The sequence below is a fragment of the Hymenobacter wooponensis genome, from assembly GCF_004745865.1.
Taxonomy (GTDB): Bacteria; Bacteroidota; Bacteroidia; order Cytophagales; family Hymenobacteraceae; genus Hymenobacter; species Hymenobacter wooponensis.
The window spans coordinates 438479-461621 of record NZ_SRKZ01000006.1; the positions used below are offsets into that span (position 1 = coordinate 438479).

Sequence of the window (23143 nt, forward strand, 5' to 3'; positions counted from 1 at the left end):
ATACAGTATAGGAGAAAGAACAGGGAGTAAGGCTCTGGATTAGGCAACCTCATCACTACACACAGCCAGTAGTGGAAGCCTTTTAGTAGGTGCCGGCGAGGAGGGTGGCCTAGCCAATACCACTTGCAGCAATTAGGAAAACTGATCTAGCTGGGGCGTAGAACTCCGTTGACCTCTTCTATCTCGCCTCGTCCCAGTAGGCCAGTGAGGGCAGGCTCCAGCTGCTGGCGCATGTCGTCGGAGAGGCGGCTGAAGCCGAGCAGGCGCACGGTGGGCAGGAACACGGCCTCGCGAGGTAGGGCAAAGCTTTGCTCTACTACGGTGCGCAGGGCGCGGGCCAGCTCTTCGGGAGCTACAAAGGTTAGCTTGCGGGAAATAGCGGGTAGGCTGCTTCGGTCGCGCAGGGGCGGTTGCTGCATGGTATTGTGCCAGAGGAAGTCGCCTTGCTGGCGCAAGTGGCGCAGGTTAGACGCTAGCAACGCCGCGTCGCGGCCGGCTTTGCGCATGCGGGCGCCTACTTGGGTAGCTCCGCTGGCTTGGGCCAGGCGGCGGGTGGCTTCGTCGAGGTGAATGGGGCTTTCAATGCGGACTACCTGCGCAAGCCAATTGGCTAACTGGCCTAGGCTATGCTGGTGCAGTTCGCGGTGGCCTACGGCGGCCGGTAGCTGCGCCACTTGGTACGGCTCGGCCAAAGGTTGGTCGGCGGCGAAAAGTTCTTCGCGCTCAATCCCAGTACCACTAGTTTCCAGCGTTACCTCAACTTCATCTGGCTCGTCGGAGTCGTCCTGGGCGGCGCGGCGACTGGCTTCTTCGATGGCTTGCACTACACGCTCCGTTTCACGCTGCGGGTCCCGGAACCAGTCGGTGCTCCAGATGCGGTGCAAGCGCCAGCCCACGGCTTCTAGCACTTGCTGGCGTAACCGGTCCCGGTCGCGGGCCGAGCGGGCGGAGTGGTACATGGCCCCGTCGCACTCAATACCCAGCACGTAGCGGCCGGGCTGATCGGGGTCTACGACCGCCAAATCAATGTAAAAGCCTTGGCTGCCAATTTGGGGGCGCACGGTATAGCCTCGGGCAGTGAGGGCACTGTACACGGCTTCCTCAAACGGCGACTCCATCTCGCGGCCAGTTTCTTCGTTCTGGTTTAGGCGCCCGTGCTGAGCGAAATTCAGGAAGGTTTTTAGGGCGGCCACGCCCTTGGCGCGGGTACGGGCAAGGTCCAGATCATCGGCGGTGAGGTTGGTGAACACCTCGCAGCGCTGTTTAGCCCTAGTGATGAGCACGTTCAGCCGCCGCTCGCCCCCTTCCCCGTTCAAAGGCCCAAAGCTCATGGTCAGGTAGCCATCCTTCGTGCGGCCGTAGCCCACGCTGATCAGGATAACGTCGCGCTCATCGCCCTGCACATTTTCCAGGTTCTTGTTGAAGAATGGCTCGTGGGGGTGACGGTTGAAAAAGGCTTCCGTTTCGGGGTGCTGGCGGCGCAGCTTTTCCAGTGCGTCCTGAATGGCCTGGCGCTGCGCTGTGCTAAAAGCTACCACGCCTAGCGTGAGGCGCGGTGTGGTACGGGCGTGGTGCAGTACCGCTTCTGCCACGGCCTGCGCCTCCAGCGGGTTCGTGCGGGTAGTGCCCCGCTCGTAGTGCGTAGTGGGCAGATGATGATATACCAGCCCCAACTGCCCCTGCCCGCCCGGGCTAGGGAAAATCACCAGCTTATCCTCATAAAACAGGTGATTGGAAGCCGCAATGAGCGACTGGTGCAAGCTGCGATAGTGCCAGCGCAGCATCCGCTCGGGCATTTGGCGAGCCTTGCACAACTCCAGAATACTCTGGATGTCGGCCGTTACATTTTCTTCGTCGGCGTCTTCGCCACTGCCGGTTAAGGAGTCAAAGAAGGAGGTGGGCGGCAGCTGCTTAGAATCGCCGACTACTACCAGCTGCCGGCCGCGGGCAATAGCACCCAGTGCATCCACGGGCTTCACCTGCGAGGCCTCATCGAATACTACCAGGTCAAATTCCACAGCACCCGGCGGCAGGTAGTTGGCCACCGACAGCGGCGACATCATGAATACTGGCTTAATGGCCTGCACGGCCCGCCCGGCTTGCTGCATGAGCTTGCGCAGGGGCAAGTGCCGGGTCTTTTTGGCGAATTCATTGCGCAACAGCAGCATTTGCCCGCCCGCCTGCGGGTGCGGCAAGCCCTCATAATGCTGGCGCAGGGCCCGAATACGGTTGTGATAGAGTGAATCCTGATCGGCTTGCCGGAAGCGGGCGGCGGTTTCCTCGTGGCTGGCCCGCTCAAATTGCCGGAGAGCCGGGTGCTGCTCGTAGGCCTGGCGCTGCAGGTACTCGAGCCAAGTTTGGCGCACGGCCGAGGCCAACAGGCGCGAGGCGTGGGGCCAGCTTTCGGCTAGCAGCAGAAGCTCCGGCAGTTGCTCGGTTTGCACGGCTGCGGCTACGTTATTCCACTCCGTAGTCAGACGTAAGGCGGGTATGTCGGCAGCCCAAGCAGTCAGGGTCCGTAACTGAGTTTCGAAAGACTGAAACTGCAGCCGGCCGACCGACCCAAAGCGGCGTGCTTCATTAAGCTGCAGGGCATCGGCTACGGTCTGCACGGCGGTTCGGTGTTGCACTAGCGCCGCTTCCAAAGCCGCTAGTGGCGCAACTATCTCGTCGGGGCGCGCTTCGCGTTGCAGATAGGTGAGGATGGTAGCCGGCAACTCACCACGGACAATCCGCTGGTGCGTGAGGGTTAGATACTCCTGCGTTTTCAGCAGCGTAGGCCAGTCAGAACGCTCTCCCTGCCAGCTCGCCCCAAAGAGTTGCTGCCCTAGGCCACTCGCTTCAGCTATGGTTTTCACGTGGCGGACAGCTTCGTGGATAGCGTCGATAACCGTGATTATTCCATTTGACTCTTTTGGCAATGGGCCACGCCAGATACTTTGCAGGCGCTTGCGGGCCCGACGGTAGTCACTGCTAAGGAAGCTCCACCACTTGTCGCCGGCGGCTAGCAGGGCCGCGCGCTCCATAAGCAGTTGCTGGTCCCAGGCCTCGGGCAACAGCGTGGTCTCATGCTGCTGGCGAAGGGCTCTGTAGGCCAGTCCGGCAGCTAAAATTTCCTGAATCCGGCTTGCTTGCTGATGCCAGGCCGAATCTGCTACGGCCGCCCCTAGGAGAGGCGGCGCCAGCTGGGCGTGGCGGGCGGACGGCAACAGCTGCTCCGCTGCCGTGCGCTCCGTGGGAATGGGTAACCCAAGCTGTTCTGCCAGAGGTTGGGCCGCGGCTTGCAAGCTAGCTACGGCTGCCTGTGCCGCTTCAAGCTGAGCAGCCAGGGCCGCCTGCTCGGCGGGTAGCAGTACCGTTAGCTCACTGCCCCAGAATAATAACTCTTTGGGCAAACCTATTTTTTGCAATGTGGCCTGCAAGCGGGTAGCCAGCGCCTCAGCATGGGCCGCGTCGGCATCAGTCCAGGTGGCTAGGCCAGTAAAGGCGATGCGCGGTAGCTCCGCTGAGCCGCGCTCTTCCACTAGGCGCAGTAATTCACCGTTGACCTGCTGGGCAGTACGGCGGCTGCGGCCGATGGGCGCATTCACGGCCAAGGCGTAGTCGTTGAGGGCTTGGCGGTAGCGGGGCAGCTGGGCCATTTGGTCCTCTACGTTGGCCACGGCAGCGGGTCGTCCCAGGCTCAGGGTCTGGCGCAACTCGTCGTGCAGGGCTTTTTTGTTGGCCTTGTGGCTGTGCAGCTCTAAGCAGGCCGCGCCTAGGCCTAGCGCATCTAGGCGGCGCTTTACCACTTCCAGAGCGGCCATTTTCTCCGCCACAAACAGCACTTTCTTCCCCGCCCCAATGGCTTCGGCTAGCAGGTTGGCAATGGTTTGCGACTTCCCGGTGCCGGGCGGACCCTGCACCACCAGGTTACGCCCTTCCTGCACCGCCAGCAAAGCCAGCAGCTGGGAGCTGTCGGCATCCAAGACCTGGTGCAGCTCGTGAGCAGTGCTTTCGGTATCGAGGAAAGCGGTGTCGCCTACAGTGGGGGCAGCGTCGCGGAAGCCAGTTTCCGCACCCAGGAGCGCTTCAATGGCCGGATGGTCGAGTAGGGTGGTGCCGCTAGGCCAGGTGGTGGGGTCCAGGTCGCGGTAGAGCATGAACTTACCGAAGGAGAAGAAACCCAGCGCAATGCGGTTGGGCTCTACCTGCCAGCGCGCAAACCCTGCTACGGCTGCGGCCACGGCGGTATAGTAGTCGGGCAGCGCCGTTTCCTCTTCCAGCGAAGGGAGCACCATTCCGAAGCTAGCCTTCAGCTTGGCTTGCAAGGAGAGGTTGCTCTCGATTTCGGCCCCGGTGTAGCGCAGCTTAAACCGCTCGGCCGCGGTGCCGCGCTCCAGCAGTACGGGTACTAGCACCAACGGCGCATGGCGGGGTTCTTCACCGCTCTCGGCCTCGTACCACGTCAGCATGCCCAGGGCCAGGTACAGAATGTTCACGCCCTGCTCTTCCAGACTGGTTCGGGCAGTATAATAGGTATTGAGCAAGCGGCTTTCCAGCTTGGCCAGCGGCTCAGCGGTTTGCAGCTTATTGTCGGTTAGTAGGGTCTGTCGCTCCTCCACGGTAAGCTCCGGCAGGGGCGCAGCGTCATCTACTACGGCTTTTTCAGGGGCAGACTCCGTAACCAGGTCAGCAGTAGGGGCGGTAAGTGCTTTCTTGCGGGGCTCTGGGGCAGCCTGGAAGTACATAGTTTTCCCCTGGCTTACCAGCACCTCGTACACCGCCGTGGCCTGTTCCTGCACTACGGTTACGCCCTGGGATTTGGAAAGCCGAAAGTTGAGCAGTGGATTACGCAAGCCTAGGTCCAACAGCTCCTGGCGGGAGGCCTCCAGGCGAGCCGCAAGGGAGGAAGTCGGGGGGTGCGAAGTGGTAACTGGAGAGATAGGAGAATCTGATTCCATAGGAATTGCCGAGGGAGAATACAGCCGGCCAGCATTCAAGTTACAGCCGTGGTCTTCTCAGAACAACTGGTAAGCGCCCCTGCCCTTACGCCAAACGCCCCGGCTACTTGCTCAGCAACCGGGGCGTTTGGGTAATAAAAGAACTTGCCGTTAAGGCTTGCGCTAGCGTAGGCGGGCGCCATTTGGCGACAGCCGCAGCCCTAGCTTGCTGTTTTTGAAACCGTAGTTGAAGTACAGGGCCAGCCCAATAACCAGCCAGCCGAAGAAGAGCAGCCAGTTGTTGATGCCGAGCTGGGTCATGAGGTAGAGGTTGGTGAGCAGGCCTAGCACCGGCAGTAGGGAGAGGCGCTTGCGGAACGACAGCCAAGCCAGCACCAAACAAAACACGAAGAATACCAGCATGGGGATGTAATGACGACCTTCCTCGTAGCCGCTGCTGAGCGCCTGCTGAAATTCCTGGATACCCGCTTGGTTATACATAAACAAGAGCACCGCACCCACCACCAGTACCAGCGGCACCAGAAACTGCCCATTGATGTAGGGCACCTTAAACCGGGCATTCGATTGGCCTAGCGGGTCAATAATCAGAATGCCGCCGCACACCAGCGCAAACGCAAACAGGGTACCAATGCTCGTCAGGTCAATTACCAAGTCCATGTTCAGCAGCATGGCTGGCACGCCCACAAAGAAGCCCGTAACGATGGTGCTGAACGAGGGCGTGTGAAACTTAGGGTGCACCCGCGAGAATACGGGGGGCAGCAGTCCGTCGCGCGACATAGTCATCCAGATGCGGGGCTGCCCGATCTGGAACACCAGTAGCACCGAGGCCATGGCCAGCACCGCCGACACGGCCACCACGCCGCCCAGCCATTTTACGCCTACTTTATTGAACACGTAGGCCAGGGGGTCACCCACCGCTAGCTCTTTGTAATTCACCATACCCGTGAGTACCAGCGTAATAATCACGTAGAGAATGGTGCAGATAATGAGGGCATAGATCATGGCCCGGGGCAAGTCGCGCTGGGGGTTCTTGCATTCCTCGGCCGTAGTGGAAATAGCATCGAAGCCGATGTAAGCGAAGAATACCGCCGATACGCCTTTGAGCACGCCACCAATGCCGTTCGGGGCGAAGGGGCTCCAGTTTTCGGGCTGCACGTAGAAGGCACCCACCAGAATTACCACCGCTACCACTACTAGTTTCAGGGCTACCAGCAGGTTAGAGGCGTTCTTAGATTCCTTGATGCCCACGTACACCAGCGCCGTAATGGCTAGGGTAATGAGGCCCGCGGGCAGATCGAGGACGAGGCGTAGGCCACCCGGCAGCTCAGGGGCGGCGCTCCAAGCTCGGTAGCCTTCCAGTTGCGCCGCAGAAGCTTCGGCCAGCGGCTTACCCGACTGCATTAGCTCCAGCACTTCATTATAGTGTTTATGAGCACTTTGCATACCCATGGTAAGCCAGATGGGCACGTTGACACCTACGCCTTGTAACAGGCCGGTAAAGTAATCTGACCAGGATATAGCCACTACGATGTTGCCCACCGCATACTCCATAATCAGGGCCCAGCCGATAATCCAGGCGGCCAACTCGCCGAAGGAAGCATAGGCGTAGGTATAGGCCGAGCCGCTTACCGGGATGGTGGCCGCAAACTGCGCGTAGCACAAGGCCGAGAAGGCGCAGGCAATAGCGGTAAACACAAACAGCAACGACACGGCCGGTCCACCATCGTGGGAGGCATTACCAATGGTGCTGAAAATGCCGGCTCCAATTACGGCTGCAATGCCCAGCGAGGTTAGGTCGCGGACGGTGAGGTGGCGCTCTAGTCCACCACCGTGGCCGTGGCCGTCGGCATCGGCGGGTGGGTTGTGCAGAATATCGTCGAGGCTTTTGCGGCGAAACAGGCCGCTGAGGCGCGAAGGCGGGAGAGGTGTAGACAAGGGGCTGTTGTGAGAGGTTAAGGGGGCAAAAGATACAGAATAATGCCGGGGGCTGCACGTGGCTTGATGTAACGGCCCTCATAGCCAAGATGTAGAACCAACTGCCCCATCTTCATTTTCCGAAGAAATTTATTAGGCCTTTATGGAAAGTGGCCTAGCGCGGCATCACTACAGCAAACCTAACCCGCTGCCGTATGCCGTCCCGCCCCACTCTCTCGATCCCGGTCCCCTGCCCTGCTACTTGGGTCGATATGACGCCCGCCCCCGGTGGCCGCCACTGCGCCGCCTGTAATAAAGTGGTCGTTGATTTTACCCTTATGTCGGAGGCCGAAATACTAGCAGCCCTAGGCCACCCTGGCTCCGTATGCGGCCGATTTCGGCAAGAACAGCTCAGCAGTCCCAGCCGATTGCGGATGACAGCTGCTAAATGGGCCAGCTGGCTCACGGCCGCAGCCGTAGGGCTGATCGGCTGCGAGGCACCAGATCCAGCGCAGCTTCGACTTCGCACGGCTCCGGTTACGGCGGATGCAACTGTATTTGTGGCGAGCGGCCGGATTGTGGACAAATACTCGGGCAAACCGCTAGCCGGCGCCTGCATTATCAGCACTGCTGATAGCACGTTGCAAGCCAGAACGGATGCAGACGGCAGGTTTGAACTGAAGCTGCCAATGCACCTGCGTGATTCGTTGTTGTTTGTAGCGAATGATAGCTCCGATTATATCTGTCGCCGAGAAAAGCCAAGCACCAATATGCTAGTTAGGTTGCGAGAACACCCAGGAATTTTAGGAAGACTGCATCTTGAAAGCGGAGAGACGGGGTTATTACCTCCGAGGGGTACACCTCCCCCGCCTCCTAAGCTATCTACGATCATATTTACTGCTCCTGTTTATAAGGAAGAGCGCAATTCAGAGTAGAATATTTTCAAACTTAATTATGGAAAGTGGCCTAACGCAGCATCAACACAGCAAACTTAACCTGCTGTCTTATGCCTATTCGCCCTACCCTATCTGTTCCGAAGCCATGCCATGAGAATTGGCAAGCCATGACACCCGCTGCCCAAGGTCGGCACTGCGCGGCTTGTGATAAAGTGGTAGTTGATTTCACCCGCATGACTGATATGGAGATACTGGTCTATCTAGGCCAGTCATCAGGAACGAGCTGCGGCCGGTTTCGGCGGGAGCAGTTGAATAGACCATTAGTAGCGCCAGTGGCAGTTGCAACGTGGCGTAAGCGTTGGGTGGCGTTGGCGGCGATGATAGGCTTGGGCACAACAGCTGCGTCAACTCAGGGGCGGGCGCAGCAGCCCCCTAGGCCAGTGAGAGTTCCGCAAACTATTACGTTGGGAATGGTAGCATCGCAGCCCTCGGTGTCGCCCATACCTACGCCACTGCCACCTCTGCTTGTACGCGGGGTAATTGTAGACTCGGCCACGCATGAGCTGCTACCGGGCGTGACAGTGCTGTTGGCTGATACCAACATTGGTATCAGCACTGACGCACAAGGAGAATTTGAACTGTTATTACCAGACTCATATCGTCAAAGTACGTCTGTAAAGCTACTGATCAGCTATGTCGGCTATGAAGGCCAACAACTACAGCTAAACCCTCATACTGCAACTCAACAGACCATTACGTTAGCCGCCAGCACACGCCTGCTCGGCGAACTGATTGTGGTTGGAGGAATTCAAGCAGCGCCCTGGTACACGCCCCGCAGCTTGTGGTGGCGCCTCACCCGGCCCTTCCGCCAGCTTTAAGCTAGTGGCCTAGCAAACCTTTTGCCCTCGAAAAGCCTTATTCCGGGGTATGAAGCATAGTATTCTGGCCTTTCTGATTCTGCTGTTTGCAGCCACCGGCTGCGCCCTTAAGCCTACCAATAAGTACGACGTCTTTAAGGAGCGTGCTCAACTGCCCCAGGAGGAAGCCGTGCATAAGCAAAACTCCCTGGAGTGGTGGTACTTCACCGGCCACCTGCGCGACAAAGCCACCGGCGAGGTATTCGGCGTGGAGTACGTGTTCTTCCACTTCAACCTGACCGGTAAAAAGGACTGGCAGATGGTCAACTTCGCCATCTCCGACCCCAAAACCCAGGAGTTTCGCTACGACTATAAAGTAGAGCGCCTGCCCCAGCTCCTGCCCGAAAGCTTGCCCATTAACTTGGCGACCCAAAAGCAGGCCCAGCGCTGGACGCTGACTGGCCAGGAAGGTAGCTACCACTTACAAGCCCGCATGGCCGCGCACAAGGGCCACGCCATCAACCTCACTACCACGCCCGCCAAACCAGTGTTGCTGCACGGCGGCACCGGCTATGAGAAGTACGGTCCCGTGGCGCAGGCAGGCTACTACAGCTACCCGCGCATGACGGCCACCGGCACCATCGAAATCAATGGCAAAGAGCGACAGGTGGAAGGTGAGCTGTGGTATGACCGCCAGTGGAACTGCAACAGCGTAACCACTAAAGATATTGGCTGGGACTGGTTCAGCATTCAGCTCGATGAGCCCCGGGAAGAGATTATGGCCTACCAGCTCTACAACAAAGCCACCGGCCAGAGCATTGGTGGTGGCTCGCACTACGGCACCCAGGCCCAGAACACCCACCTCGACCAGAAAGATTTTGAGCTGGAGCCGGTGGCCTACTGGACCAGCCCCCACTCTAAGCAGCGCTACCCTAGTAAGTGGCAGTTGCGCATTCCCGCCCAAGGCTACGACCTCACCATCACGCCGCTCATCCCCGACCAAGAGCTGACCCTTAAGCTCTTCGCCGGCATCAAAATGCACTACTGGGAGGGCATGTGTCGCGTGGAAGGCACCCACCATGGCAAGCCCGTGAAGGGCAACAGCTACGTGGAAATCACCAACCGCGCAGAGGTAAAGAAAGCCCGCGAGGCCGTGGAGGAAGCAACGGTCAAGGAGGCGAAGGCGACGCGCTAGGCCAGCTTTCGCTAGCCATTCAGAATCAGCCGGAATGTAGTGCCGCGGCCTACCTCGCTCCACTTCACAAAGAGGCGACCTTCGTGGTAATTCTCGATAATGCGCTTAGCCAGGGCTAGGCCTAGGCCCCAGCCCCGCTTTTTGGTGGTGTAGCCGGGCAGGAACACGCTTTCCATTTTGCTCTTCGAGATACCCTTGCCAGTGTCGGTTATGTCAATGGCAATCTGGGACTTGTTGCGCACGGGGCGACGCAGGTGAATGGTAATGCTGCCCCGGCCGTCCATGGCATCGACGGCGTTTTTGCAGATGTTCTCAATCACCCAGTCGTAGAGCGGAATGTTGACCTTGGCGGGCGTATCGCGCGGCAGGTCGGTTTTGATTTCGAACACCACTTTCTTCGACACCCGGCTTTGCAGGTAGGCAATGGCGTTTTCGGTCACGCGCAGGATGTTCTCGTCGTTGAGCACCGGTACGGAGCCGATGTTGCTGAAGCGCTCCGTGATAATCTGCAGGCGGCGCACATCCTTGCCCAGCTCTTCCACAATAGGCTCGTGCCGGAAGCGCTCCGACTCACTCAGGTAGCTCTGCCAAGCCATTAGGCTGCTCAGCGGAGTGCCCAGCTGATGGGCAGTTTCCTTGGCTAGGCCTACCCACACCCGGTTCTGCTCAGCGCGCCGAGAATAGCTGAAGGCGAAATAGGCAATGACCCCCAGGCAACCAATGATAGCCAGTTGTACGAGTGGGTAATAACGCAGCTGTGTGAGCAGCGCCGACTCCTTATAATATAGGTAGTTGCGTAGCCCCGCCCCAATCTCAATCACAATGGGTGGGTGCTGCTGCTTCATGGTCTCAATCTCGCGGTGCAGGTAGGCAATAGCCGCCTGCTCACTTAACCCCTTCGGAATGTTCACATTATGCGCATCCACAATGTTGTTGTCCCCGTCGGCCAGAATAACCGGAATCGTGTTGTTAGCATCGATGATTTCCGTCATCAGAAACGACACGTTTGACTCCTCTTCGGTGTTAATCAAATAGCGCTGGGTTTTGGCGTAGAGGTCAATTTGCTTTTGCTCCCGTTCCGACAGCCGCTGCACCAGAATGTTGGTGTAAATAACCGTAGCGGCGCCAATCAGCAGGGCCACGCCCACAATGACGAGCTTGATACGGGATTTCTGGTCGTAGATCGGAAGCACAGAGAAAGAAGCGGAAGTAGAAAAACTGGGGACGCCAACCGTCCGCAACGAAGATACGGACGACCACGCTTCGCGGATGAAAACGGAAACCAGATCAGCTTTTGCCTTTTTCTGATGGCGCTTTCCCCTGATGGAAATGATTTTTGTCAGTTCGGGAGACGCGAAATGCCCATTACACCAGTAGAACGGACTTTTTAGCCTGAATAGTACTTAGCCCGAACCCTAGCTGTGGTTCAACTGTTTCACACTAGTGATTTGTAGCGTATTTTTGCCTCCTGATTATCGCACTAGCACCAGCTATGCTCCAACCATTCAAGGCCGTTAGTCTTTCCTTCAAAAAAGCCCCCTTAGAAATTCGGGAGCTGATTGCATTGGACGAGGCTGCCTGTCGCCGATTCCTGCACACCCTCCACCACGAGCTAGGCCTCTCCGACCTACTCGTGCTGAGCACCTGTAACCGTACGGAAGTTTACTACTCCGCTGAGCGCGACCAGAGCCCCGCTATTATCGAGGCCCTAGGCCAGCTCAAGGAACTAGCCGACATCACGCAGTACTTCCCGTACTTCGATATCCTCGACGAACACTCTGAGGCCGTGCGCCACCTCTTTGAGGTAGCCATGGGGCTTGATGCCCAGGTGGTGGGCGACCTCCAGATCAGCAACCAAGTGAAGCAGGCCTACCAATGGTCGGCGGATGAGGATGCGGCTGGTCCGTTCCTGCACCGGCTGCTGCACACCGTGTTCTTCACCAATAAGCGCGTACAGCAGGAGACGTCGTTCCGCGATGGAGCCGCTTCTACTTCTTATGCCGCGCTGGAGCTGGTAGAAGAGCTGACCGGCGACGTGGCTAATCCGCGCGTGCTGGTGGTAGGCCTAGGTGAAATTGGGGCGGATGTGTGCCGCCACCTCGGCGACAGCAAACTGTTCACCGACGTAACCATCTGCAACCGCACCCGCTCCAAGGCAGAACTCCTGGCCGAAGAATGCGGCCTAAAAGTGATCAACTTCGAGGATCTGGTGCAGGGCATGAAAGATGCCGACGTAATCATCTCCAGCATTTCTCGCTCTGAGCCCTTCTTCACCACCGAAATGGTGGAGCGCCTGGATGTTCTGAACTATAAGTTCTTCATCGACCTCTCCGTGCCCCGCAGCATTGAGGCAGATGTGGAGAACGTACCCGGCGTGCTCGTGTATAACATTGATGCCATCCACAGCAAAGCTTCGGCTGCTCTGGAGCGTCGCCTGGCTGCCGTGCCACAAGTGCGCGCTATCATCGAAGAAAGCCTGGCCGGTCTGCAGGACTGGACCAAGGAGATGATGGTATCGCCCACCATTCAGAAGCTGAAGAATGCTCTGGAGCAGATCCGCCTCGAAGAGATGGACCGATTCCAGAAGAAGATGACCCCCGAAGAAGCCCGCCGCGTTGATGACATCACCAAGTCATTGATGCAGAAGGTGCTCAAAATGCCCGTACTTCAGCTTAAAGCCGCCTGCAAACGCGGCGAGGCCGACCAGCTTATCGACGTCCTCACGGACCTCTTCGACCTTGAGCGCCAGCCTGACCTAGCCTAGGCCTCTGACCGGTCATCAACTGGCATCCAAATTCTTTAACGTAGAGAAACGCCCTTACTCACGCACGGGAGTAAGGGCGTTTTCTTTTCAGTACCAACTGTAGTTTTCGTCCCTAGTCTGTTGCGCTACACACTCAGCATGGGCACAAAAAAGCCCGCCAGGAGTTGCTTCCGGCGGGCTTTTTTGTGTAGGCTAGCTGAAAACCCACGGGCGTACGCCGAAGCGTAGGCCTCCTCCCTTACATGGAGTCGCAGCAATCCTCCAACGAGTCGATTACGTCGAGCAGTTTGGGGATGGAGAGGGAGTAGTAAATCTTGGTACCAACCTTGAAAGACGACAGAATGCCACGGTCTTTCAGAGTGATAAGATGCTGGGAGGCAATAGCCTGGGGCAAATCGAGGGAGCGATAGATTTCCGTAACGGTCATCTTTTCCTCTTTACCAAGTAGGTCTACAATGGCCAAGCGCTTCGGATGCGCCAATACTTTCAGCATGGCAGCGGCCTTGTCTACCTTTTTTGATTCTACGCGGGCAAGCAATGGTTTCATAAAGAAGTTACAACGGTGGTTGTTCGGGAGAGAGGGTATTCAGGAATATGGCTAATACGATATTCCAGGGCATGTAAGTTCCTTACCAACGTACCAGCGAACGAAAAAATTTACAAAAGCTGGAATATTACACCTGGTACGTCTTGTACGGCATGAACTCAACAAAGGACGAACCGGCTTGCCGGGGGCTGCTTACCTTTGCGCCCATCATTTCCCACCCCCAGCCTAACACACTGCATGAAAGAGCTCCTGGCCAAGTTTGAAAATAAGCGCCCCGAAATCGTTTTTGAATGGAAAGATTCCGAAACCGAAGCCGAAGGTTGGGTTGTCATCAACTCCCTGCGTGGGGGAGCGGCCGGCGGCGGCACGCGCATGCGCAAAGGCCTTGATAAGCGCGAAGTAGAAAGCCTGGCCAAAACTATGGAGGTGAAGTTCACGGTCTCGGGTCCGGCCATTGGCGGTGCTAAGTCGGGCATCAACTTCGACCCGCAGGACCCGCGCAAACGCGGCGTATTGGAGCGTTGGTATCGGGCAGTGATTCCGCTGCTCAAGAACTATTACGGCACCGGCGGCGACCTGAACGTAGACGAGATTCACGATGTAATTCCGATTACCGAGGACTACGGTCTGTGGCACCCACAGGAGGGCATTGTAAATGGCCATTACCGCGCCACCGAGCCTCAGAAGATTCAGAAGCTAGGCCAGTTGCGCCAGGGCGTGGTGAAGGTGCTGGAAGACGCCACCTTCTCTCCGGACTTGAGCCGCAAATACACCGTGGCCGACCTGATTACCGGTTACGGCGTGGCCGAAGCCGTGCGCCACTACTACGAGCTGTGGGGTGGCCGTTCCGTAGCAGGCAAGCGCGCCATTATCCAGGGCTGGGGTAACGTGGGCGCCGCGGCAGCCTACTACTTGGCTACCCAGGGCGCCCGCATTACCGGCATCATCGACCGGGCCGGCGGCCTACTCAAAGAAGACGGCTTTTCGCTGGAAGAGATTCGAGCGCTGTTCCTCAACCGCGAAGGCAACGCCCTAACGGCTGACAACCTGCTTTCCTTCGATGAAATCAACCAGCGCGTGTGGTCTTCGGGCGCGGAGATTTTTATTCCTGCTGCGGCTTCCCGGCTTGTTACTCGCAGCCAAGTTGACGCGCTAGTGGCGGGTGGCCTAGAAGTTATTTCCTGCGGCGCCAATGTGCCGTTTCAGGACCCCGAAATCTTCTTTGGCCCTACCGGCGAGTTTGCCGACGACCACACCAGCGTTATCCCCGACTTTATTGCCAACTGCGGTATGGCCCGGGTATTCGCCTACCTCATGGAGTCGAATGCAGAAATTACTGACCAGGCTATCTTCCAAGACACTTCCCGTATCATTCGCTCGGCGCTGGAGCGCACCCGCCACCAGGGCGACGCCAGCACGGGCATTGCTCAGAAGTCGTTTGAAATGGCACTGCGCCAGCTGGTGTAAGGTCACTTGTCCGGCTGAAACGGGCAGCAGCTACTCACGCCAGAACAAGTCAAGGCTAGGCCACTTGGTTGGGCGAGAGTGGCTGCTGCGTACAGCAGGACGACATTAATTGCTATGAATCTCCAGGAAATTCTGAATCTGCGCTTTCTCGGCAACAACGTGGGGGCTTACCTGACGTGCGCCGGAATTTTGCTCTTTGGCTACGTTTTCAAAACGCTGCTGTCGCGTCTGCTTTCCAAGCTAGTGTACCGCTTCATTCGGAAGCGTACAGAGGGTGTGAGCGAAGCCAAGTTTCAGGAGCTGCTTATTCAGCCGGTATCCATCGTGGTCTTCTTCGTCACGATTTATCTGGCCTTCCAGGTGCTCGACTACCCAGTGCGCAGTTCTGAAATCACGCGCCACGAACCCTGGCCGAAAGTTGCCCTGTTTCGGCTGTACCAAATAGGCCTCATTACAGGCATGGCCTGGATAGCCCTGCGCGTGGTAGATTTTCTGGTGCTGGTATTTCAGCGCAAAGCCGAAACGAATGTCTCTCGGCTGAATAACCAGTTGATTCCCTTTGCCAAAGACCTGTTGAAGGTCTTGGTTCTGACGATGGCTTTCTTGGTGCTGCTTAGCCGGGTGTTTGGCGTTAACGTCACGGCCCTGATTGGGGGCCTTGGCATTGGTGGCCTAGCGGTGGCATTTGCCGCTAAAGAAAGCTTGGAGAACCTGATTGCCTCCTTTACCATCTTCCTCGACCGGCCCTTTGCCGTGGGCGACTTAGTAGAAGTGGGAGCCGTAACGGGCACCGTGGAGAAAGTAGGCTTCCGCAGTACTCGCCTGCGCACAGCGGAGAAAAGCTACGTAACGGTGCCCAACAAGGCCATGATCGACAAGCCCCTCGACAACCTTTCCTTACGCACAGCGCGCCGCGTCAGCTTTACGCTGGCCCTGAGCCATACTACCACCAGCCAGCAATTGCACCGCATTGTTGAGGAAGGAATACGCCTTATCCAGGACAACCCCTTGGTGACCCAAGAGGTGCAGATGCAGTTTTCAGCCCTCACCCCCGCGGCAAAAGAAGTTACCGTTCAATACTTCGTGGAAACCACTAGCTATGACGAGTACCTGAAGGTAAAAGAGGAATTAAACTACCGACTGGTGGAAGTAGTGGAGCAGGCTGGTGGCGCCTTTGCCAGCACTGGCACTACGGTGGTGCAATTAAACACTGGTGGCCGCTTTGATGGGCTCAGCCCAGTGAATACCCCCGTTGTGTAGGCCTGTACCTACTTATCTAAACCAGAACGAGTCGGTAAGGCATTGCCCTACCGACTCGTTCTGGTTTAGTTAGACTAGAATTATCTACTGCCTATGCTGCCTAGCGGCCACCGAACAGGCCGCCTAGTAGGCCACCCATGCCGCTGCCCAGTAGGCCACCGCCACCTGCGCTGCGTGGAGCCGAGTTGGGCTGGCCACCTAGGCCACCCAGGATAGACATCAGGGAGCCCAAGCCCCCGCTACCGACATGCGAGCCTTGCTGCGGATAGTTGCCGTAGCCTGCTTGGCTTTGGCCACCGCCCATCATGCCGCCTAGTAGGCCTCCACCGAGCAAGCCGCCCAGTAGGCCGCCCATGCCGCTGTTGGCAGCGCCTCCGAGCAGGCCACCCATGGTGCTGCCCATCATGCCGCCACCGCCCATGCCACCACGGCCACCGGCAACGCGTGAAATCACCATGGGAGCCACTACCCCTAGCAAGCCAGCCATGAGGGCTCCCTTCGGAATACCCACGCTGCCTAACTTATCAGTGATGCCACTCAGGAAACCTTGCTTACCCGGGTCGTTTGGGTCGTGTGGCACTGCAGCAGCTTGGTCAACTACTTGCTCAAGGGCTTGCGTTTGCTGCTGGTTGATACCTAGGTAGGACGAAATTTTGTTCACCATTTCTTCCTCCGTGTTGGAGTAAGCGCCATCGGCACGGGCGAAACTGATGAGGTCTGTTACGAGCGAGAACCGTAGGTCGCTGGAACGAAGCGTGTCCAGGTTCTGCTTGATGGTTTCGTTGGTAGAGTCTTTGGCAGCAGCTATTACCTGTTGGGTAGCTCCGCCCGATAAACCAGCTTGGTGAGCTAGTTGCTGCAAAAATTCCACCTCGGCCGCCGAGGCTTCGCGGTCGGCAGAGGCCAGACTGGCAATAACACTTAGGTAAGCGGCCTTTTCTTGATCAGAGTAATTTTGCAGAAGTTGATTATCAGCCATGATGAGAGGAAAGTAATAGGGTGGATGATGTGAGGTGCTTAACGCGAAGTGTCTAGCTTAGGTTGAATCTCTAGGATATGTGCCTGGCTCTACTAGGCCAGTACTATCACTTGCTGCTTCAAACCCAGGCACTCTACCGAAGAAAATTCACTACATCTTGATTTTTTTCCTGCATCTAAACCACCTGGCTATAAAGCCCTTGCTTCTGCTTACCTGATTTTTTGAAAATTTTCTTGCAGAATCTTCTGGCGAGGAGTTGCGCAATAAAAAACGACCTGCCATATTTGCCATCCCAAACGGGACACGCCCACGGGAGATTAGCTCAGCTGGTTCAGAGCATCTGCCTTACAAGCAGAGGGTCACTGGTTCGAACCCAGTATCTCCCACACAAAAAGGACAGTCGGAAACGGCTGTCCTTTTTTCGTTTCTGTATAGCGCCGAGTGCTTATGTAGCTCCTGCGTGCCCAACTGCACGCTTCCGCAGCCGAACCCAGGTTATCAGGGGAAAGAGTAACAGGGCCGGCTCTGCAAAAAATCGCCACCGGAAGCCCACAAAAAACAGTAAGCTCAGCAGCCACACTACTACCAGCGGTGTAAGCAGCAGAGCATCGCGCGATTCAAACCGCAGGCCACGGTAATGAAACACGGTAAGCCCTAGAGCCAGGAAGAAGGCCAAGTGCACTGCTGCAGTAAACGGGCTCCAGGGTGTGCGATGCGCGTCGGCAATGAAGTTTTCGGGCGAGAAGAACAACGCTGTTTTGCGCAGCAACAGTTGGGCTTCTTCACTGGGGTGCTCAGCCACCCACTGCCGGGCTAGTCGGGCACGGGCTTGGCTTTCCTGGTATTGATTGAGGGAGTCAAGTTCAGGCACGTGGGCTCGTACGTACTGGTCGAACGGCTTGCCACGGTCATCCCAGCTAAACATAAACCGCCCTTTCGTAACCGAGTTGTGCCCCTGCAGCAGCTCAAACCCGGCCTGGTTGCTGAGCGTCCAGGCCCCGAACTGGCGGTGATTTTTAAGCAGAATGGGCCAGTGGGCAAGGCCCAACGCTAGCAGCACAGCGCAGCTCAGGCCCCAGGCCACACTGCGTTCCGGAGCGCGGCGGCCCATCATTAGCCTCAGAAAAATGGCAAACAGCACGCCGTACACTGCCAGCAAATACCCTCGCAGCAGACACGATAGTACTACGGCAGCAATGATCAGCAGAGCATCGGGCCAGTGCAGGCGTCGCCCATCATAGAGCCGTAGCAGCTTGTAAACTACTACTATCAGCAGAGGCAGCGCAATGTTCTCAAACCACCAAAAGCCTCCAACGTAGTACACCACCCCCGGCGACAGTGCCCACAGCCCGGCTCCTAGCCAACTTAGCCCTGTTGCGGCGCCAAAGTGGCCTAGGGTGCGCTGCACGTATAGCCCACCCAGCACGTAACAGCCTGCAGCAGCCAAGTACACCAGAAACGTGAGGTAGTGGCGCGGTAGGCCAGTCTTACTCCAGCCGATGTACACGAATACCGGAAAGCTGGCGTGGAAGGAATCAGGGCGCACTTGCTTACGCTCGGGGTCGAGGCTGACGTAGCCGCGGCCAGCGAGGTAGTTATCAGCGATGCGGGCGTTGCGGCGCTCATCGTAGTTCATCTCCAGGCCAGGATTGAGGTGCAGGTTCAGGAGCAGCCGCAGGGCCACTAGTAGCACGGCCCCGGGCCAAACAAAACGAGGAATGGTACGCAGCACGAGCGAAGCGGGTGTTTGGAAATGAATTGCCGAATTTAGCCGCCTAATCCGGAATACTTTTGGCGTGGCCCTCTCGCGCTTCCTCCTTTATGCCTGCTTCCGTTTCTTCTGCCCCTGGCCCTCACTCGTCTGACTGGCTCCGCCGCTGGGTAGTGGGCGGCTTCTTTGGGCTGCTGATACTGCTAGGCCTAGGCCTGTACCGCGCGTATGGCGTGGGCTGGGACGAACAGATTGACCGCCTCAACGGTATTATCAACGCAAAGTACGTGGCTATGCAGTTGGCCCCGGAACTAGCCAAACGTCAACCTACCTTCGCTGAAATCCCAGACTTGTATGGCAGCCAGGATACCGACCACGGCGTGTTTTACCAGCTACCGCTGGTGCTGTTAGAGAAAGTAGCTCGGGTAGAAGACTCACGCGATGTATACTTCTTGCGCCACCTGGTTATTTGGCTTACCTGCGTGGCTGGCACCTGGGTGGTGTATCGCCTGGGCATGTGGCGCTTTGGCAGTTGGCGCTGGGGGCTGCTCACGGCGGGGCTGCTGGTACTCTCGCCCCGCCTGTTCGCGGAGTCATTTTACAATTACAAGGACCCCGTATTTATGGGTTTCTTTGCGCTGAGCATCTACACGCTGCTACGCTGGCTTCGGCAGCCCACTTGGCAACGAGTTTTGCTGCATGCCATAGCCACAGGCGCTGCCATTGATGTACGCACCATGGGGGTGCTCTTGCTCCCGCTAACGCTCGGGTTTGCCATACTAGAGGTGCTATACCGCCCTCACGACCGACGGCAATTTTTACTTTCCCTTCTACTCTACCTGCCACTCACGGCCTTGGTAGTAGTACTAGCCTGGCCTTACCTGTGGGGAAATCCTGTAGGCCACTTCTTGGAGGTATTTCAGAGTTTCAGCCGCTACCCCACCGATATGCTGACCGTGTACCTGGGCAAAGAAATATCAGTACGCCAGCTGCCATGGCATTATGCGCCGGTGTGGATACTCGTCACTACGCCCGCCGTTTATTCTGCCTTATTTCTGGTAGGCCTAGGGGGAGTGGCCTGGGCTGCGCGGCGTCCGTTGGCGTGGCTGAGCACCACTACTGGCCGCCTCGATCTGCTATTGGTGGCGTGGTGCCTAGGCCCTGTGCTGGCCATCATCGTGTTAAATTCGGTCATTTATGATGGGTGGCGCCACCTGTATTTTATCTACCCGGCTTTTCTGCTACTGGCGGTTAGGGCGGTGCACACGCTGTGGTACCAGTGGCGTGCTACCACTAGTTCGGTTGGGCTCGTGACTGGCTGGTTGGGCCTAGGCCTGTTTGTTCTGAGCCTCGGCACAGTGGCCTACCGCATGGTGCAAGAGTATCCGTATCAAAACATGTACTTCAGCCTGCCGGGGCCTATGGCCGGGCGCTTATTCGAGCGCGACTACTGGGCCCTGTCGGGGCGGGAAGGCGTTGAGTGGATTCTGGCTCACGATGCCGCCCCTCAGGTTGCAGTAGGCACTGACCCGCGCAGCAAACTGGTGCTGCACAACGCCCAACTGCTCTTGCCACCGGCTGAGCGCGCCCGTCTGCGCATGGTTTCGCCCGAACAAGCCACGTACTTTCTGACTACCTACCGGTGGCATCCGGAGGGCTACCCGAAGTATGGCCGGCCCGTTTATGAGCGGCAGGTAGACGGGGTAACTATTCTATCTATTTTTCGGCTCCGCTAGCTTCTCCCATGCCTCTGCCTGCTTGGTTATCCGCTGTTTCTGGTCGCCGCTGGGTAGTGGGGGTTTTCTTTGGGCTGTTGGCCTTGCTAGGCCTAGCGTTACACGGCGACTACGGCGTTTCGTGGGATGAAACCAACAATCATCTGAACGGCCTCGTCAATCTCAAGTATATCAGCAGCTTGTTGCCGGCTGGCTCTTTGTTGCGCTACCACCCTACTTTCGCCACTACGCCCAACATTCGCGAGTTTCCTGATGCGCACCATGGCCCAGTGTTCGAGATAAGCGCAGTAATCCTGAGTTACTTGTTTACCGACCACGACCCGCGTTCCTATTTTCTGCTGCGTCACCTTCTGATATTTAGCCTATTCCTAGTGGGAGCCTGGGCTGTATATCGGCTGGGCACTTCTTGGCTGCGCGACTGGCGCTGGGGTTTGCTCACGGCGGCCCTGCTCATTTTATCACCCCGGTTTTTTGCCGAGGCCTTCTACAATGGGAAGGATATCGTGTACATGGCTTTTTTTACCCTCGCCATGTATACGCTCACCCGCCTAATGCAGCAGCCTACTGCGGGGCGGGTGCTAGTGCACGGCCTGGCCACGGCACTAGCTATTGCTGTTCGGGTGCAAGGGGCTCAGTTACTGATTTTCACGGCGCTTGGCTTGGTATTGTCTGCCAAGCAGGCCGAGGGCCGATGGCAGCTGGCTCGGGGGTATGTAATATATCTGTTGGTAGTACTGCTGGGAGTATTTAGTGTCTGGCCGTATCTGTGGGCTCATACTGTGCCTGAGCTGCTGGATGTTAGTACCCACGCCGTACGCTACCCGTGGCCCTTCACGAATCTGTACATGGGCCAATTCTTATCCGTGGGCCAGCTGCCGTGGCACTATGTACCCGTTTGGATGGCTATTACCATTCCGCTGCCCTACTCGCTGAGTGCCGCGTTGGGCCTACTGGTTGCTTTAAAGCACTGCCGGATACGTGGTAGCCTTACGCAGTTAACTGAGTCGGGCTCCATAGCGGTACTGGTAGCATTGTGGCTGCTGGCACCGCTGCTAGTAGTTATGCTCACCCATACGGTGGTGTACGAGGGTTGGCGGCACCTCTATTTTATCTATCCGGCTTTGCTCTTATGGGCCGTGCAAGGATTTCGTCAGTTGCTGCATTGGAGCCGAGAACCAGGCCTACGGCTGGCGGCGCGCTTAGCCCTAGGCCTAGCGCTACTTGAGACCGGCCACACTGCCTGGCAGATAGTGCAGCTACACCCTTACCAAAACGTGTACTTCAGTTTTCTGCCAGCGGCCAAGGCCGAGCGTTTGTTTGAGCGTGATTACTGGGGGCTTGCATACCGCCAAGGGCTTGAATGGATGCTGGCTCACGATCCGGCTCCAGTGGTAACCATGCGGGCACTTTGGCATTATCCGCTCTACAACAACTCCCTTATCTTGAAGCCCGAACAGCGCGCCAGGCTGCGCTACACCCCCGACTCCACTGCCCGCTACTATCTCACTGGCTACCGTTGGCACCCCCAACCGTACCTTGACTCGTTGGGCAGCGAGGTATTTACCATTCGGGCTGCGAATGGCATCAAGGTACTGTCCGTTTTCCGCCAACCCGGTCGCTGAGTAGCGCGAACCTCTTTTCTTTGCGGTTTGCAGTTGCCGCCATTTACTGCTCCCCTTCCTATGCCCTTACTTGAAGTTACCACCCCTGAGCACCGCCGTCAGTTTCTGGACCTGCCAACTCGTATTTACCAGAATCACCCAAACTGGATTTCTCCCCTCGACCATGAAATAGAGGCAGTTTTTGACCCTAAGCGCAACCACAACTTTGCCCACGGCGAAGCCATTCGCTGGGTGCTGACTGATGCGGCTGGTGAGGTTATTGGGCGCGTAGCAGCTTTCATCAACCACGAAACGCCGCAAACCGACCCTACTCTGCCGGTTGGTGGCCTAGGCTTCTTTGAGTGCATTGATGACCAAGCGGCGGCTAACCAGCTCTTCGAGGCTGCCCAGCAGTGGCTCAGCCAGCGTGGCCTAGCCGCCATGGATGGCCCCATCAACTTCGGGGAGCGGGACCGGTTTTGGGGCCTGCTGGTTTCGGGCTTCACGGAGCCCAACTACGGCATGTTCTACCACCCGCCGTACTACCAGCAGCTTTTTGAGAGCTACGGCTTTCAGGTGTTCTTCAAGCAGTACACGTGCTACCGTGAGGTAGCCGTGCACCTGCACCCCACCTTCAGCCGCGCCTTCGAGACCTACGCTCAGCAATACCCTACCTTCCGGTTTCAGCACGCCAGCAAGCGCGACGCCGAGAAGCTGGCCCGCGACTTCCACCACGTGTATAACTTGGCCTGGGCCAACCATAGCGGCGTAAACCCCATGCCCCTGGAGAAGGCCCGGGAGCTGGTGAAGGAGATGAAGCCCGTGCTGGATGAGCGCCTGCTCTGGTTTGCCTACCACAACGATGAGCCCATTGCATTCTTCGTGAGCCTGCCTGAGCTCAACCAGATTTTCAAGCACGTGGGCCGCAACTTCAACCTGTGGGGCAAACTGCGCTTTCTCTGGGAGAAGCGCAAGTACATGCAGCGCCTCGATAAAAAGCTCTTCGGCGTGATTTTCGGGGTAGTACCTGAGTGGCAAGGTAAGGGCATTGAGTCAGCACTGATGGTGCACGCCCGGGCCGAGTTCATGCGCGCCGGCTACACTGAAATTGAGATGAACTGGATTGGCGACTTCAATCCGCGCATGTTGGCCCTCACACGGTCTATTGGCGCGCGCATCTACAAAACCCACGTTACCTACCGTTTCCTCTTCGACCGCACCCGTCCCTTCGAGCGTAGCCCCATCATCCGCTAGGCCACAAGCCAGTGCGGAG

Annotated in this window: 14 protein-coding genes and 1 tRNA gene; 9 read left to right on the top strand and 6 right to left on the bottom strand. The window is 57.5% G+C overall.

The window, feature by feature from the left end; all coding sequences use genetic code 11:
• Positions 1-146: 146 nt before the first annotated feature.
• Together EU557_RS20925 and EU557_RS20930 are read right to left on the bottom strand one after the other, a co-directional pair.
• Positions 147-4943, bottom strand: a complete 4797-nt coding sequence (locus EU557_RS20925; RefSeq protein ID WP_135532424.1) for a DUF3320 domain-containing protein — start codon at positions 4941-4943, stop codon at positions 147-149.
• A gap of 162 nt (positions 4944-5105) precedes the next feature.
• A complete protein-coding gene (locus EU557_RS20930; protein WP_135532425.1) occupies positions 5106-6878 on the bottom strand; it encodes an amino acid permease in 1773 nt (590 codons plus the stop codon).
• Positions 6879-7863: 985 nt separating this feature from the next.
• On the opposite strand from EU557_RS20930, the gene EU557_RS20935 reads away from it, so the two are divergent.
• Together EU557_RS20935 and EU557_RS20940 are read left to right on the top strand one after the other, a co-directional pair.
• A complete protein-coding gene (locus tag EU557_RS20935; RefSeq protein ID WP_135532426.1) occupies positions 7864-8631 on the top strand; it encodes a carboxypeptidase-like regulatory domain-containing protein in 768 nt (255 codons plus the stop codon).
• Between the two features lie 49 nt (positions 8632-8680).
• Entirely contained in the window at positions 8681-9805 is a 1125-nt protein-coding gene (locus tag EU557_RS20940; RefSeq protein ID WP_135532427.1) for a lipocalin family protein, read from the top strand.
• Between the two features lie 11 nt (positions 9806-9816).
• Here the strand turns inward: EU557_RS20940 and EU557_RS20945 are convergent, their stop codons facing one another.
• Entirely contained in the window at positions 9817-10998 is a 1182-nt protein-coding gene (locus tag EU557_RS20945; RefSeq protein WP_135532428.1) for an ATP-binding protein, read from the bottom strand.
• Between the two features lie 299 nt (positions 10999-11297).
• Between EU557_RS20945 and hemA the strand changes: the two genes are divergently transcribed.
• The gene (gene hemA, locus EU557_RS20950; RefSeq protein WP_135532429.1) at positions 11298-12569 is read left to right on the top strand and encodes a glutamyl-tRNA reductase; all 1272 of its coding nucleotides are present in this window, start codon (positions 11298-11300) and stop codon (positions 12567-12569) included.
• Positions 12570-12807: 238 nt separating this feature from the next.
• On the opposite strand, the gene EU557_RS20955 is transcribed toward hemA, so the two are convergent.
• On the bottom strand, positions 12808-13116 hold the full coding sequence (locus tag EU557_RS20955; RefSeq protein ID WP_088845163.1) for an ArsR/SmtB family transcription factor: 309 nt from the start codon (positions 13114-13116) through the stop codon (positions 12808-12810).
• 237 nt (positions 13117-13353) lie between these two features.
• On the opposite strand from EU557_RS20955, the gene EU557_RS20960 reads away from it, so the two are divergent.
• Together EU557_RS20960 and EU557_RS20965 are read left to right on the top strand one after the other, a co-directional pair.
• Positions 13354-14583: a Glu/Leu/Phe/Val dehydrogenase dimerization domain-containing protein gene (locus tag EU557_RS20960; protein WP_135532430.1), complete on the top strand. Its 1230-nt coding sequence runs from the start codon at positions 13354-13356 to the stop codon at positions 14581-14583.
• Positions 14584-14697: 114 nt separating this feature from the next.
• A complete protein-coding gene (locus tag EU557_RS20965) occupies positions 14698-15843 on the top strand; it encodes a mechanosensitive ion channel family protein (RefSeq protein ID WP_135532431.1) in 1146 nt (381 codons plus the stop codon).
• Between the two features lie 100 nt (positions 15844-15943).
• Here EU557_RS20965 and EU557_RS20970 read toward each other — a convergent pair whose 3' ends face one another.
• On the bottom strand, positions 15944-16822 hold the full coding sequence (locus EU557_RS20970) for a TerB family tellurite resistance protein (RefSeq protein ID WP_135532432.1): 879 nt from the start codon (positions 16820-16822) through the stop codon (positions 15944-15946).
• 311 nt (positions 16823-17133) lie between these two features.
• Between EU557_RS20970 and EU557_RS20975 the strand changes: the two genes are divergently transcribed.
• Positions 17134-17208 (top strand) — tRNA-Val (locus EU557_RS20975).
• A gap of 59 nt (positions 17209-17267) precedes the next feature.
• Here EU557_RS20975 and EU557_RS20980 read toward each other — a convergent pair.
• Complete coding sequence (locus EU557_RS20980) at positions 17268-18554, bottom strand: hypothetical protein (protein WP_135532433.1); 1287 nt, start codon at positions 18552-18554, stop codon at positions 17268-17270.
• A gap of 89 nt (positions 18555-18643) precedes the next feature.
• Between EU557_RS20980 and EU557_RS20985 the strand changes: the two genes are divergently transcribed.
• From EU557_RS20985 to EU557_RS20995, 3 genes are read left to right on the top strand one after another with little or no spacing between them, the layout of a single operon-like run.
• The gene (locus tag EU557_RS20985; RefSeq protein ID WP_135532434.1) at positions 18644-20269 is read left to right on the top strand and encodes an ArnT family glycosyltransferase; all 1626 of its coding nucleotides are present in this window, start codon (positions 18644-18646) and stop codon (positions 20267-20269) included.
• A gap of 8 nt (positions 20270-20277) precedes the next feature.
• A complete protein-coding gene (locus tag EU557_RS20990) occupies positions 20278-21891 on the top strand; it encodes a hypothetical protein (RefSeq protein WP_135532435.1) in 1614 nt (537 codons plus the stop codon).
• A gap of 60 nt (positions 21892-21951) precedes the next feature.
• On the top strand, positions 21952-23124 hold the full coding sequence (locus EU557_RS20995; protein WP_135532436.1) for a GNAT family N-acetyltransferase: 1173 nt from the start codon (positions 21952-21954) through the stop codon (positions 23122-23124).
• The last annotated feature ends 19 nt before the right edge of the window (positions 23125-23143 follow it).

What these genes read in the sequence shown, in the direction of transcription:
- EU557_RS20925 (WP_135532424.1), bottom strand. Translation starts at nt 4,943, where the DNA reads ATGGAATCAGATTCTCCTATCTCTCCAGTTACCACTTCGCACCCCCCG.
- EU557_RS20935 (WP_135532426.1), top strand. Translation starts at nt 7,864, where the DNA reads ATGCCTATTCGCCCTACCCTATCTGTTCCGAAGCCATGCCATGAGAAT.
- EU557_RS20940 (WP_135532427.1), top strand. Translation starts at nt 8,681, where the DNA reads ATGAAGCATAGTATTCTGGCCTTTCTGATTCTGCTGTTTGCAGCCACC.
- hemA (WP_135532429.1), top strand. Translation starts at nt 11,298, where the DNA reads ATGCTCCAACCATTCAAGGCCGTTAGTCTTTCCTTCAAAAAAGCCCCC.
- EU557_RS20955 (WP_088845163.1), bottom strand. Translation starts at nt 13,116, where the DNA reads ATGAAACCATTGCTTGCCCGCGTAGAATCAAAAAAGGTAGACAAGGCC.
- EU557_RS20960 (WP_135532430.1), top strand. Translation starts at nt 13,354, where the DNA reads ATGAAAGAGCTCCTGGCCAAGTTTGAAAATAAGCGCCCCGAAATCGTT.
- EU557_RS20965 (WP_135532431.1), top strand. Translation starts at nt 14,698, where the DNA reads ATGAATCTCCAGGAAATTCTGAATCTGCGCTTTCTCGGCAACAACGTG.
- EU557_RS20970 (WP_135532432.1), bottom strand. Translation starts at nt 16,822, where the DNA reads ATGGCTGATAATCAACTTCTGCAAAATTACTCTGATCAAGAAAAGGCC.
- EU557_RS20985 (WP_135532434.1), top strand. Translation starts at nt 18,644, where the DNA reads ATGCCTGCTTCCGTTTCTTCTGCCCCTGGCCCTCACTCGTCTGACTGG.
- EU557_RS20990 (WP_135532435.1), top strand. Translation starts at nt 20,278, where the DNA reads ATGCCTCTGCCTGCTTGGTTATCCGCTGTTTCTGGTCGCCGCTGGGTA.
- EU557_RS20995 (WP_135532436.1), top strand. Translation starts at nt 21,952, where the DNA reads ATGCCCTTACTTGAAGTTACCACCCCTGAGCACCGCCGTCAGTTTCTG.